Source organism: Vibrio fortis, from assembly GCF_024347475.1.
Classification (GTDB): Bacteria; Pseudomonadota; Gammaproteobacteria; order Enterobacterales; family Vibrionaceae; genus Vibrio; species Vibrio fortis.
This window is the reverse complement of record NZ_AP025488.1, coordinates 544,394-557,037: the sequence shown is the minus strand read 5'-3', so window position 1 is coordinate 557,037 and position 12,644 is coordinate 544,394. Positions and strand designations below refer to the sequence as shown.

The window sequence follows — 12,644 nt, the reverse complement described above, 5'->3', positions numbered from 1 at the left end:
TAATAAAAACAATGACTAATCATGATAGACAACACATCTAAAGTGGCGCACACTGCGTAAATTGCTCATTTTGATACTTATTATTGATGTTTAAGGTAAGAGAGGAAGCCATGCTCAACATTGCTTTTTTTAGCTCAAAATCATACGACGAAAAGTCATTTACATTGGCGAAAGGAGAACTCCAAGCCGAGTTTCATTTCCACGATTTTCGTTTAACAACCACTACCGCAAAAATGGCTCACGACTGCGAAGCGGTTTGTGCTTTTGTAAACGATGACTTGTCTCGTGACGTGCTCGAAGTATTGGCTCAAGGTGGTACCAAGCTAATTGCAATGCGTTGTGCTGGTTTTGACAAAGTAGACCTAGAGGCAGCAAAAGAGCTTGGCCTTCAGGTCGTTCGCGTTCCTGCTTACTCACCAGAGTCAGTGGCTGAGCACACAGTCGGGATGATGATGTGTCTGAACCGCAAGCTACACAAAGCGTATCAACGCACCCGTGATGCAAACTTCTCACTTGAAGGTCTGGTTGGTTTCAACTTCTACGGAAAAACCGTTGGCGTAATCGGTTCCGGTAAAATTGGCCTAGCGACAATGCGCATCCTCAAAGGTTTGGGAATGAACATCCTATGTTACGACCCATACCCTAACCCACTTGCTGAAGAGTTAGGTGCAAAATACGTTGAGCTGGATGAGCTTTACCAAAACGCAGATGTGATTTCTCTGCACTGCCCGATGAGTAAAGAGAACTACCACCTACTTGACGCCCAAGCGTTTAGCAAAATGAAAGATGGGGTGATGATCGTAAACACTAGCCGTGGTGAGTTACTTGATTCAACGGCTGCTATTGAGGCGCTAAAACAGAGTAAGATTGGCGCATTAGGCCTTGATGTATATGACAATGAGAAAGAGCTGTTCTTCCAAGACAAATCTAACGATGTGATTGTCGACGACGTGTTCCGCCGTTTATCCGCTTGTCACAACGTGCTATTTACAGGCCATCAAGCGTTTCTGACAAAAGATGCCTTAGCAAACATTGCCAACACTACTCTCGGTAGCATTGCCGCTTACTTTGGCAATGAGAAAAGTGGCAACGAACTTATTGAATCATAAGTAATCAGCGTCTACTCATCACCACGAGCCTAATACACAGGCTCGTGGTTAGAAATCGACGACTAAATACAGAAGTGGCAGTTCTCGGTATCCAAACCATGGATTCCATTTCGAATCGCTAAATGTTCATTACCTGCATCGATACCCATTTGGTACCCGTCGCTCAATATTGACTGCTCCATGGTCAACCTTTTTACTCCGAAATTCTCTGGTGGAGCGATCACTTTGATTTTGGCATCCTTTGGTGGGTTACGAATAAACTCGAGAGATTGGTTGTAGTTTTCCGCTCGCACTGCCATCGATTCTGCAATGTTTGGGTATTTGGAAAGCAGTTTTTTGATCACCCACTGATACTTTTGCGGCTTCATTTGATAACTCAATGGGTGCGACAAAATCACAGTAATATCACGCGCACCGCGACGATAGGCTTCTCTGACTGGAATAGAATCCGCTACGCCGCCATCGGTATAACAGCCTCCTGAAAAACACGGTGTTTCGCGATAAGCGATCGGCAAAGCTGTGGTCGCCTCTACGACATTGGATAGATTTTCTGGTTGGATTTGGTAGTAGTTAGCATTACCTGTCTCTACGTTCGTTACCGCAGCGTAAAACGGAATGCCACCAAACAGTCGGTTGTAATCCAATGGATAACGTAAATTCGACTCTTCCCACAACCATTTCACATCCACCAAGTTGCCGCCTTTGGCAAAGCGAGCTGGATTAAAGAATGCTTTGTCTGTCGCCATGGTAGTGATGACATCAAGGCTGCGACGAGGGGCATGCGACAAGTAACCGATCAGGTTAGAGACGCCGGCTGACACACCGATTGCAAAATCGTACGGTTTAAACTCTTCCGCCATGAATGCATCTAATACACCCGCCGCGAAAATACCGCGCATTGCGCCGCCTTCTACAATCAGTGCTTTCTTACTCATCTATCTACTCTATTACTACTTTAAAACTGATGCAGAAATAGTAAGACTCACTGGCTACAAATGATAATGGGATAAATTTATAGATTCGATAGGTGAAATCTATCATTGAAGATACCGCCGGAATAACCACCAGCGGTAATATCAAGTTTAGCTAATTGATTAAAGATATTAGCTTAGGATGGAGTGACCTAATTTTAATGTCGCAGCAATATTCCTAGCCGTGCGGGTAAGGTTAGCTTCTGCCTCTTCGAGAACTTGGCTAAGAGGTTGCGGTGACCGCACCGTTCCAAAAAGAGACGTCATGGCCGAATAAAGCTCATCAACTTCGCTGCCTAACGACCCTGCGATACCTATCGTAGGTATGCCCTGTTTTTGAGCGCGAAGGGCAATACCATAAGGCGTTTTCCCTTGTAGGGTTTGGTTATCCATCTGCCCCTCGCCGGTAATAACCAGAGAAGCACCTTTTAACACTTCATCGGCGTTAAGTGTGTCTAACACCATCTCAATACCCGGCTTTAATTGCATTGCAAACAGCAGGCTCAGCCCCATTGGCGTGCCACCCGCTGCACCATAACCAGACGTTTCTAAGGTGTCGCTTTTTGCAATAGTGGGATGTTGTTGCATCGCGACGGTCGCGAAATGATGAAGTGTGGAATCTAGCATTGTTACTTGTTCAGGTGACGCCCCTTTCTGTGGACCAAAAATATGACTCGCTCCATTTTCACCACACAGTGGGTTTGCCACATCACAAGCGACTGTCAGATCAATGTTTCGTATGCGATCATCTAACCCTGAAAGGTCGATCGTCGTTAGCTGAGACAAAGCAAATCCACCTAACGCGATTTCTTTACCTTGGTCATCCAGCAGCTTGCCTCCTAGTGCCTGAACAATTCCTGCGCCGCCATCATTGGTCGCACTGCCGCCCAAGCCAAGAATGATCGACTCCGCACCTTGTTCAATCGCCTCAAGCATCAACTGCCCGGTACCAAACGACGTCGCGAGCATTGGGTTACGCTGCTCTGGCGTTACCAAGTCCAAACCAGATGCCGCAGCAATCTCAATTAAAGCAGTGCGCTTTGGGTTACTGTGTGAAGGCTCTAACATTGCCCATTGCGCATTGACTGTATTACCAAGCGGACCCATCACTTCGGTGGTGTACTTTTCGCCCGACAATCCCTGCAGAAGGACATCCACCGTACCTTCTCCACCATCCGCTAATGGCAGCGCGACATATTCCGCGTCAGGAAAGACTTCCCGAAACCCATTTTCAATACATGTCGCCACAGAAGCAGCGTCTAAGGACTCTTTGAATGAGTCTGGTGCAATAACTATTTTCATTGGGAGGCACTCTAATAAGTCGATACTCAACAACGTTACTATATAGAAGAGGAAACATTAAGCTCTCCGAGCATAGCAAACCGGTCAGGGATCTCGAAAATCAGCCACCAATTCACCTCTTCAGTAAAATTACCGTTTGCTGTCAACTCACTATTTGGCACTTTTGCCGCCATTAAGACGCCCAATTCAACCAAATTATTCATCAAAACCTGATAGAGAACACGCTTTTTGTTCCGCATTGTGGAATTGAACAATCTTTTTGTTTCATTTTTTAACTCGTTAACAGTTATTAGAGAAAAACTTAATAAGAAAATAAAGCGCCACTTTGCTCACAGTATTAATTTGGAATCTCAACAATAATTCATTCCGCATTATGGAATTTACTTTATCGGAGAACAGAGATGCCTTTAGTATCCACTGAAAAACTACAACAAGAATATGAACGAATCCTACTAGCTCGAGACATGAAACCAGAGATGGCGACCAAGCTTGCCGCGGGTTTTGTTGAAATGGCTAATGAAGGTACTTATTCACATGGTATTAACCGTTTCCCAGTGTTCATTGATCAAGTAGACAAAGGTCAAATCAAGCTTAACGCAGAGCCAGAATGCGTGAACAGCATGGGCGCACTTGAGCAATGGGACTGTAATTTTGGCCCTGGCGTACTGAACGGTCTTATCTGTGCTGAACGTGCAATGGAACTGGCTCGTGACTACGGTATCGGCATGGTGGGTATGCGTAACTCGAACCACTGGATGCGTGGCGGTGCATACGTTCTGAAAATGGCTCGTGAAGGCTTTGCAGGTATTGCATCAACAAACTCTATCGCAGTGATGCCAGCTTGGGGTGGTAAAGATCACCGCGTTGGTTCTAACCCTCTGATCATGGCGATCGCAGGCGATCCACCAGTCGTGGTTGACTGCTCAATGACACAATTCTCATACGGCCAACTACAAAACTTCGTACTTGCAGACAAAGAACTTCCTGTTGTGGGTGGCTTCGACAACGAAGGCAACCTAACCAAAGACCCACACGTACTTTGGGAAAATAAACGTCTACTGCCAATGGGCTTCTGGAAAGGCTCTTCAATGGCAATCGTGCTAGACATGATGCTAACTGCTATCACTGGTGGTAACTCAGTTCCAGCCCTAACAGAAGACATGGGCGGCGAATTCGGCGTTTCACAATTCCTTATCGCAATTGACCTCAGCAAAACAATGGGTGAGGGCCAATACGCACAAGAGATGAAGCGTATCCGTGACTACGTACTGGCGTCAGAGCCAGCAGAAACAGGTTCAGTAATGATTGCAGGTTCTGAGATTCAGAACTTCATCGACAAGCACGCAGCGGCTGGCGGTATTGAAATCAACGATGGAATCTGGGACCAAATTACGTCTCTGTAATTCGCCTGAGGTGGGGAAAGCTTTATGCAAAGTGTATTTAAGAGTATTTGGAAAAGTATCGACGTCATCATGGCCGTTATTCTGACTTGTATGATTGTACTGGTCTTCACAAACGTAGTGCTGCGTTACGGCTTTTCCTCTGGTCTTCGTCCCTCTGTAGAACTATCTCGCCTTGGTCTTGTATGGATTGTGATGCTCGGTGCAGCCGTTGTGCTGCGCCGAGGTGAGCACCTCGCTGTTGCGGAATTTTCTGAACGACTTTTTCCTAAAGCAGTGCCCGTACTAAGACGAATTTGTTGGGTGGTAGTACTGGTTTCAGTCGGCATGCTTTACATCGGTTCATACCGTCAAATGATGTCTAACTGGTCAGATATTTCTCAACTTACAGGGCTTCCTTCAGCATTATTTTATTTAGCTGGCGTGGTGTCAGGCGTGTTAATGGGTGTGATTGCGTTTGTTCGAATCTTTAACCCTGACTGGCAACTAGATAGCTTAGAAGAGGAGAAAGAATAATGACGTTAGCCATTTTCTTATCGGTATTGATTGTCTCAATCTTACTTGGTCTTCCTGTTGCGTTTGCACTGCTATTGTCTTCAATGGCACTGATGCTGCACATGGATTTCTTTAGTGCGGACATTCTTGCGCAGTCTTTAATTAATGGTGTCGACAGCTTTACGCTACTCGCAATCCCATTCTTCCTAATTGCCGGTGAAGTAATGGCGTCGGGTGGCTTGTCACAACGTATTGTTCGACTAGCTACTACGTATGTTGGTCACCGCCAAGGTGGCTTGGGTTACGTAGCCATCATGACTTCGGTTCTACTTGCCGGCCTTTCCGGCTCAGCAGTAGCAGATGCAGCAGCATTGGTAAGTATCCTTTACCCAATGATGAAAGCAGCTAAATACCCAGAAGCACCATCAATGGGTCTGCTAGCTTCAGGTGGCATCATCGCACCAGTTATCCCACCTTCAATTCCACTTATCTTAGTTGGTGTTGCTGGCGGTATTTCAATTAAAAACCTTTTCCTAGGCGGTATTGTTCCTGGCCTATTGATGGGTATGACATTGATGTTTGTGTGGCGTATGACGGTTCGCAAAGAGAACTTAGCAACCTCTGAGCGCGCAACCAAAGCAGAAAAACGCGCAGCACTTAAAGATGGTATCTGGGCTCTATTCTTGCCTGTCATCATCATTGTAGGTATCCGCTTCGGTATCTTTACTCCAACAGAAGCGGCGGTTGTCGCAGCAGCGTACGCAATCTTCATCTCAACGTTTGTTTATAAAGAGCTAACGCTAAAGAGCTTCTACCACATTGTACTTAATGCTGGCCGCTCTACCGCAATGGTTATGTTCTTGGTTGGCTGTGCCATGGTGGCAGCTTGGCTAATTACTGTCGCTCAATTACCACAACAGCTTGCTGAAATGTTAGGTCCACTGGTCGATAGTCCTCGACTACTAATGGCCGTAATCATGCTGCTTGTTCTGTGTGTTGGCATGGTGATGGATTTAAGCCCGACCATTCTAATTCTGGTTCCGCTACTGATGCCTGTTATCAAAATGGCTGGAATCGACCCAACTTACTTTGGCCTATTGTTCGTTATCAACTGTTCAATTGGTCTGATTACGCCTCCAGTAGGCACCGTACTGAACGTAGTGTGTGGTGTAGCTCGAGTGCCAATGTCGACGGCTGTGAAAGGCGTACTACCCTTCATTGCTGCATACATGGCCCTACTCACACTGTTTGTCATCTTCCCTAGCATTATCACTGTGCCAATGTCGTATGTCATTGGTTAATCCTCGACGGAGAAAATAATAATGAAAACCCTACTAAAAATGACTCTACTTGCTTCAACCATCGCGATGAGCGCTAACACGTTTGCTGCAACAACGCTTAAGCTTGCACACGCTGCACCAGAGTCTGACCTGCAACAAGACCTATCTCTTTTCTTTAAGAAAGAAGTAGAAGCTCGTTCTAATGGCGAAATCAAAGTCAACGTATACCCTCAAGGTCAGCTAGGCAGTGATAAGCAGATGATCGACGGTTCTCGTGCTGGCATCGTTGATTTAACGATGGTTGGTTTGAACAACTACAACGGCCTGATGCCTGAATCAGCAGCGTTCACTCTGCCGTTCATGTTTCCAGACCGCCAAACGGCATACAAAGTACTGGACGGTGAACCGGGTAAGGAAGTGCTAACTAAGTTCGAGAAATTCGGTCTGAAAGGTCTTGGTTTCCCAGAGAACGGTTACCGCAACATGACCAACAACGAAAAACCTATTCGTGTTCCTTCTGATGTTGAAGGTCTGCAAATGCGTGTAAACGGCTCTAAAGCACTGAACGATATGTTCAACGAGCTAGGTGCTAACCCACAACAGCTACCAGTTTCTGAGCTATACACAGCACTTGAAACGGGCGTTGTTGATTCACAGGACCACCCAATTCCAGTAACGCTGTCGTTCAAGTTTGACGAAGTACAAAAGTACCTAAGCCTGACACAGCACGCTTACTCACCATTGGTTCTGACAATGAACCTACGCAAGTTCAACAAACTAAGTGCTGAAGAACAAAAAATCATCGAAGAAGTATCGGCTGAAGCAGTCGCAATGCAACGTAAGTTAAGCGTAGAGAAAGAGGAGCAAATGATTTCTCAGCTTGAAGCGAACGGTATGCAAGTTAACCGCGACGTTGATGGCAAAGCCTTCCAAGAAGCGATTCAACCCGTATGGAACGCATACATTGAGAAAAATGGTGATGTGATGATCAACAAGATCAAGGTTGCAGCTAAGTAAACCTAAAGCACATTAACCGATGAAGGCTGTCCAGCCTACCCACTGAGGCAGCCTTAATTTCCATCCTTCTGATTTCTACTTATTGAACATTGGCAAATCACTATGTACCAAGAATTAAAAGAACGCGTTCTCGCAGCTAACTTACAACTTCCTAAATATGGCCTTGTGACCTTCACTTGGGGTAACGTCTCTGAAATCGACCGCGAGCGTGGTGTCATTGCGATTAAACCTTCTGGTGTTGAATACGATGTAATGACGGCAGACGATATTGTGGTTGTCGACCTTGAAGGCAATCGTGTTGAAGGGACAATGAACCCATCTAGCGATACCGCAACTCACATTGAACTCTACAAAGCGTTTCCATCCATTGGCGGCATTGTTCATACGCACTCTCGCAACGCGACGATTTGGGCGCAAGCAGGCCGAGACATTCCAGCGCTAGGTACCACACATGCTGACTACTTCTACGGCGATGTACCTTGTACCCGACTCCTTACCAAAGCAGAAATTGAATCTGATTACGAAAAAAACACTGGTCTTGTGATCATCGAAGAGTTCAACCAACGCGATATTGATCCGCAAGCAATGCCTGGCGCGATCATTGCCGGTCACGCACCGTTTACTTGGGGTAAAGATGGTTCAGATGCTGTCCATAACGCTGTGGTGATGGAAGAAATCGCAGCTATGGCAACCGCAACTCGCTCAATCAGCCCAGAGGTCGCGATTCAACCAGAACTGCTAGATAAACACTACAACCGCAAACACGGCAAAAACTCATACTACGGACAGAAGTAAGGCCTCGCACATGGATAAGTCATCACCACACAAGCCTTGTAAACATAAGCTTCTAGCTCTCGATCTCGATGGAACAGTGCTCAACTCTCAACACACCATCAGCCAAGAGTTAATCGACGCAATCAAAAGCATCGCGCAAGACACACATGTGGTGATAGTGACCGGCCGTCACCATGTTGCTGCTAAACCTTACTACGAACAGTTGGGTTTATCGACGCCGATCATTTGCTGTAACGGTACTTATATCTTTGATTACCAAACCAATACCGTTCTTGAAGAAAATGCCATCGACAAACAGATGGCTGCGGAATTTATCACGCTTTCTCAAGCACATGATCTCAAAATGGTGATGTATGTGCGTGACGCCATGCTCTACTCAAAAAGTCGCCCTATCGAATACATGGAAGCGCTACTTGAATGGTCAGAGACATTTCCACCAGCGAAACGTCCGAACATCCAGAAAGTCGACGACTTCCATCATGAAGCCGCTGCATCTGAGTACGTTTGGAAATTTGTCGTCGAGGGAGAAGTCGACCAATTCGCCAAACTTCCATTTGTCCAAGACCACTTTAATGGCGAGCGTTCTTGGATCGATCGCGTCGATTTCGCAGCGAAAGGAAACAGCAAAGGCAACGCGCTTACTCGTTACATCAAGCCACTAGGCTTCCGCCTTGAAGAGTGTGTCGCTGTCGGTGATAACCACAATGACATCTCAATGCTGCAAGCCGCAGGTCTCGGTATAGCCATGCACAATGCCGACGACACCGTTAAAAACACCGCAGACCTTGTCACAGACAAAAATAACGATGACAAGACAGGGCTCGCAGAACTTTTAAGCCGCTTATTTAAATAGAGAATTTTATGCTAGTCGGAAATACTCAACTTTCTAAATTTACCCGTAGCTACCCAGTCGCTGTTCAAAATGTACTGGAGCATATCAACAGCCTAGATACTGATGCTCTAGCGATTGGGCGCCATACCTTACCTGGTTTTGATGCAGACCAAGCTTGGTTCGTTGTACTGGAATATAAAAAAGAGCCTCTCGGATGCTTTAAGCCAGAAGTACACAAGCACTACTCAGATCTACAAATTGTACTTAAAGGTTCCGAAATCATGGCATGGTCTAAAGACACTGGCGACCACAAGCTCGCAGAACCTTACAACGAACAGAGAGATCTGCAGTTTTATGAATACGAAGGGGTTGAACTGAACTTTATCCATGCCAAACCGCAACAGTTCTATCTTTTCACACCCGATACCGTTCATATCACCAACATTGAAAATGACGACAGCTCGCTTGTTAGAAAGTTGGTGGTAAAAATTCACAATGATTTATTGGATGCCAAATAATGAATTACTACATCGGAATTGATTCTGGCGGTACCTTTATGAAAGCTGCGCTTTTCAATGCCAAAGGCGAACAGCAAGGTTTGTCACGTGTCTCAGCGAGTGTCATTAACGAAAAGCAAGGTTGGGTAGAACGCGACCTAGACGCGCTGTGGGGCAACGCTGTAGCCGTGATTAAACAGCTACTTGAAACCACGCAGGTTGAGCCAACAGCCATCAAAGGCTTAAGCATTTCAGCGCAAGGTAAAGGTGTCTACTTGCTGGACAAACAGGGCAAAAACTTGGGCCACGGCATCATGTCGTCGGACTCTCGCTCGCTACCTATCGTTAAAGAGTGGTTAGAGCAAGGCAAAGCGCAAGAGATCTACCCAACCACATTGCAAACTCTGTGGACAGGTCATCCTGTATCGATTATTCGTTGGATCAAAGAGAACGACCGTCAGCGCTACGATCAAATCGGTGCGGTAATGATGTCGCACGATTACCTACGTTATCGCTTAACAGGTGAAGTTGCCGCTGAACTGACCAACATCTCAGAAAGCAATTTCTTCAACTCCATTACTGGCGAATACGACAAAGCACTGCTGACAACCTTCGGTATTGAAGAGATCTGGGATGCGCTGCCACCGGTAGTAAAACCTCAGCAGCAAGCGGGCAAAATTACAGCCGCTATCGCTGAAGAGACAGGCCTTGCACTAGGCACTCCAGTCTTTGGTGGCCTATTTGATGTGGTTTCAACAGCCATCTGCTCTGGTATCAATTCATCAGAAGACACCTTGAATTATGTGATGGGCACTTGGGCGGTCACCTCGGGTATTTCCAAACAAGTCACTCAAGAGACGCACAACTTTGTTTATGGCCACTATGCGGTCGATGGGGAATACATCATTCATGAGGCAAGCCCAACCTCAGCAGGTAACTATGAGTGGTTTGCCGACTACCTTGGTGAAGATGGCAAGCTCGACCACATTCAGAATCAAGCATTAGTCGATGCATTAGACCCGGCATCTAGCTCGGTCTACTTCGTGCCATTCCTTTATGGTTCAAACCAAGGCTTAGGGCTTAAATCTGGCTTCTACGGATTACAGTCTCACCACACCAAAGCCCATCTAGTTCAAGCGATTTGGGAAGGCATTCTATTCTGCCATAACCTTCATCTTGAACGTATGCGCCAGCGTTTCCCGAAAGCTGATGTGTTGAAAGTGACTGGCGGTCCTGCCTCTAGCCCGGTTTGGATGCAAATGCTGGCAGACCTTACAGGAATGACGGTTGAAGTCTCCGACGTAGATGAAACAGGCTCACTTGGCGCAGCCATGATGGCTATGGTTGGCGCTGGTGAGTTTGCTTCTCTCGCGGAGTGCACGCAAAGCGTAACTCACTCAGCCTCTCGCGTTGAGCCGAACCCAACAAACTACGAAAAATATCAGAAAAAATACAAGCACTACCAACGACTGGTTCAGTTGTTTAAACAATTTGAGGAAGAAATGGATGACTAAGTCCTTACTAAAACCATCTAAGCCTTTATTACAAATGGCGCTTGATGCGACGGATATTGATACCGCACTCGCGTCTATTGAGCATGTCGCAGACAAGCTCGACGTGATTGAAGTCGGGACGATTCTGGCCTTTGCTCACGGCGTAGACAGCGTAAGAATCCTGCGAGAAAAGTACCCAAACCACACTATCGTGTGTGACATGAAAATCACTGATGCGAGCGCCATTTTAACCCGCCTAGCAATGGAAGCCGGTGCCAACTGGGTAACCGTTAGCGCAGCCGCTCACATTGAGACTATCCGCTCAGCGAAGAAAGTCACCGATGAATTTAACGGCGAAGTACAAATTGAACTGTACGGCCACTGGACAATGGATGACGCACGCGCATGGGTCGATATGGGTATTACACAAGCAATTTACCACCGTTCTCGTGATGCCGAGCTTGCTGGAGTGAGCTGGACAGAAGAAGATTTGATAAAAATGCAAAAATTATCGGATATAGGAATTGAACTATCCATCACTGGTGGTATTGTGCCTGACGATCTGCATTTGTTTAAGAATCTGACTGCAAAATCATTTATTGCTGGCCGCGCTTTAGCCGGAAGTAATGGACGTGATATTGCTGAAAATTTCCATACTGAAATAGGTAAACACTGGTAGCACATTTATGAGTGAGCAAATTAAATCGTTGTCGAAAGCACTGACTGTTCTGGAATTCCTTGGGAATTATCCTAATGGCGTTTCACTACAGAAAGTGTCTGAAGGGACAGGCATCAACAAGTCTTCTGTCCACCGTATTTTGGCAACGTTTGAAGCCTCTGGTTATGTTGCTCAAATGTGCTCAGGTAAAGAGTATCGCTTAACAATGAAGTTAGTTCAGCTAGGGCATGCCGCCATCAACTCTGACGTGACTGGCACTGTTAAGCCTTACCTCTCTGAACTGCTCGACGATGTGAATGAGACGGTGAACTTTCTCTCTTTTGACGCTGATAACATCATCTTCAAAGATAAGTTTGAACCGGTAAATTCCGCGTTTCGTACTCGCACATACGTCGGTTTGCACTCTCCTATGTACTGCTCTGCCGCTGGTAAATGCTACCTAGCGTTCAGCTCTGACGCTGTGCGTGAAACCTACTGGCAGCGCAATGTCAGCACCATGAAGCCATTAACTGAGAATACGATTCTCGATAAATCTCAGTTTTTCGATGTTCTCGACAAGATCAAAGCTCGCGGTTATGCGCTGGACGATGAAGAGAACGAAGCGGGCATTTCTTGTGTTGCTGTTCCTATTTTCGACAAGAACAAATCCCCTGTATACGCGGTAAGTGTCTCTTCACTAACGCCAAAAATGAAAGCGTTAGGCTATGAAGAAATTGCCAACAAAATCCAAGACATCACGGCGCGTATAGAACAACAACTCTTTTAAGGAAAAAG

General features: G+C 46.2%; 13 protein-coding genes. 11 read left to right on the top strand and 2 right to left on the bottom strand.

The features are described 5' to 3' along the window. The first annotated feature begins 110 nt into the window (after positions 1 to 110). Complete coding sequence (locus OCV50_RS17120; RefSeq protein WP_261905043.1) at positions 111 to 1,109, top strand: 2-hydroxyacid dehydrogenase; 999 nt, start codon at positions 111 to 113, stop codon at positions 1,107 to 1,109. Between the two features lie 62 nt (positions 1,110 to 1,171). Here the strand turns inward: OCV50_RS17120 and OCV50_RS17115 are convergent, their stop codons facing one another. Both OCV50_RS17115 and OCV50_RS17110 read right to left on the bottom strand, forming a co-directional pair. After that, on the bottom strand, positions 1,172 to 2,044 hold the full coding sequence (locus OCV50_RS17115; RefSeq protein WP_261905042.1) for a patatin-like phospholipase family protein: 873 nt from the start codon (positions 2,042 to 2,044) through the stop codon (positions 1,172 to 1,174). A gap of 168 nt (positions 2,045 to 2,212) precedes the next feature. Further along, a complete protein-coding gene (locus OCV50_RS17110; RefSeq protein WP_261905041.1) occupies positions 2,213 to 3,382 on the bottom strand; it encodes a glycerate kinase in 1,170 nt (389 codons plus the stop codon). Between the two features lie 401 nt (positions 3,383 to 3,783). Here OCV50_RS17110 and yiaK point away from each other — a divergent pair, with 401 nt between their 5' ends. The 10 genes from yiaK to OCV50_RS17060 all read left to right on the top strand — a co-directional run bounded on the left by yiaK (position 3,784) and on the right by OCV50_RS17060 (position 12,636). Beyond that, complete coding sequence (gene yiaK / locus OCV50_RS17105) at positions 3,784 to 4,785, top strand: 3-dehydro-L-gulonate 2-dehydrogenase (RefSeq protein WP_061032110.1); 1,002 nt, start codon at positions 3,784 to 3,786, stop codon at positions 4,783 to 4,785. A 24-nt stretch (positions 4,786 to 4,809) separates the two neighbouring features. Further along, complete coding sequence (locus tag OCV50_RS17100) at positions 4,810 to 5,298, top strand: TRAP transporter small permease (RefSeq protein WP_116871241.1); 489 nt, start codon at positions 4,810 to 4,812, stop codon at positions 5,296 to 5,298. Further along, a complete protein-coding gene (locus OCV50_RS17095; protein WP_061032108.1) occupies positions 5,298 to 6,578 on the top strand; it encodes a TRAP transporter large permease subunit in 1,281 nt (426 codons plus the stop codon). The genes OCV50_RS17100 and OCV50_RS17095 overlap by 1 nt, the downstream gene beginning before the upstream one ends. Positions 6,579 to 6,599: 21 nt before the next feature. Then, entirely contained in the window at positions 6,600 to 7,574 is a 975-nt protein-coding gene (locus OCV50_RS17090) for a DctP family TRAP transporter solute-binding subunit (protein WP_171368936.1), read from the top strand. A gap of 102 nt (positions 7,575 to 7,676) precedes the next feature. Continuing rightward, on the top strand, positions 7,677 to 8,369 hold the full coding sequence (locus OCV50_RS17085; protein WP_261905040.1) for an L-ribulose-5-phosphate 4-epimerase: 693 nt from the start codon (positions 7,677 to 7,679) through the stop codon (positions 8,367 to 8,369). Positions 8,370 to 8,379: 10 nt separating this feature from the next. Beyond that, on the top strand, positions 8,380 to 9,222 hold the full coding sequence (locus OCV50_RS17080; RefSeq protein ID WP_261905039.1) for a Cof-type HAD-IIB family hydrolase: 843 nt from the start codon (positions 8,380 to 8,382) through the stop codon (positions 9,220 to 9,222). An 8-nt stretch (positions 9,223 to 9,230) separates the two neighbouring features. Beyond that, the gene (locus OCV50_RS17075) at positions 9,231 to 9,719 is read left to right on the top strand and encodes a YhcH/YjgK/YiaL family protein (RefSeq protein WP_261905038.1); all 489 of its coding nucleotides are present in this window, start codon (positions 9,231 to 9,233) and stop codon (positions 9,717 to 9,719) included. Further along, complete coding sequence (locus OCV50_RS17070; protein WP_261905037.1) at positions 9,719 to 11,212, top strand: FGGY-family carbohydrate kinase; 1,494 nt, start codon at positions 9,719 to 9,721, stop codon at positions 11,210 to 11,212. The genes OCV50_RS17075 and OCV50_RS17070 overlap by 1 nt, the downstream gene beginning before the upstream one ends. Beyond that, a complete protein-coding gene (locus tag OCV50_RS17065; RefSeq protein ID WP_239839554.1) occupies positions 11,205 to 11,870 on the top strand; it encodes a 3-keto-L-gulonate-6-phosphate decarboxylase UlaD in 666 nt (221 codons plus the stop codon). Before OCV50_RS17070 ends, OCV50_RS17065 begins: the two co-directional genes overlap by 8 nt. A gap of 7 nt (positions 11,871 to 11,877) precedes the next feature. After that, positions 11,878 to 12,636, top strand: coding sequence for an IclR family transcriptional regulator (locus tag OCV50_RS17060; protein ID WP_239839553.1), 759 nt, complete (start codon positions 11,878 to 11,880; stop codon positions 12,634 to 12,636). Positions 12,637 to 12,644: the final 8 nt, after the last annotated feature.

Bases quoted from the DNA above. Each gene is read 5' to 3' on its own strand.
- OCV50_RS17075 (WP_261905038.1), top strand. From the start codon at position 9,231: ATGCTAGTCGGAAATACTCAACTTTCTAAATTTACCCGTAGCTACCCA.
- OCV50_RS17100 (WP_116871241.1), top strand. From the start codon at position 4,810: ATGCAAAGTGTATTTAAGAGTATTTGGAAAAGTATCGACGTCATCATG.
- OCV50_RS17065 (WP_239839554.1), top strand. From the start codon at position 11,205: ATGACTAAGTCCTTACTAAAACCATCTAAGCCTTTATTACAAATGGCG.
- OCV50_RS17080 (WP_261905039.1), top strand. From the start codon at position 8,380: ATGGATAAGTCATCACCACACAAGCCTTGTAAACATAAGCTTCTAGCT.
- OCV50_RS17090 (WP_171368936.1), top strand. From the start codon at position 6,600: ATGAAAACCCTACTAAAAATGACTCTACTTGCTTCAACCATCGCGATG.
- OCV50_RS17110 (WP_261905041.1), bottom strand. From the start codon at position 3,382: ATGAAAATAGTTATTGCACCAGACTCATTCAAAGAGTCCTTAGACGCT.
- OCV50_RS17095 (WP_061032108.1), top strand. From the start codon at position 5,298: ATGACGTTAGCCATTTTCTTATCGGTATTGATTGTCTCAATCTTACTT.
- OCV50_RS17115 (WP_261905042.1), bottom strand. From the start codon at position 2,044: ATGAGTAAGAAAGCACTGATTGTAGAAGGCGGCGCAATGCGCGGTATT.
- OCV50_RS17070 (WP_261905037.1), top strand. From the start codon at position 9,719: ATGAATTACTACATCGGAATTGATTCTGGCGGTACCTTTATGAAAGCT.
- OCV50_RS17085 (WP_261905040.1), top strand. From the start codon at position 7,677: ATGTACCAAGAATTAAAAGAACGCGTTCTCGCAGCTAACTTACAACTT.
- OCV50_RS17060 (WP_239839553.1), top strand. From the start codon at position 11,878: ATGAGTGAGCAAATTAAATCGTTGTCGAAAGCACTGACTGTTCTGGAA.
- yiaK (WP_061032110.1), top strand. From the start codon at position 3,784: ATGCCTTTAGTATCCACTGAAAAACTACAACAAGAATATGAACGAATC.
- OCV50_RS17120 (WP_261905043.1), top strand. From the start codon at position 111: ATGCTCAACATTGCTTTTTTTAGCTCAAAATCATACGACGAAAAGTCA.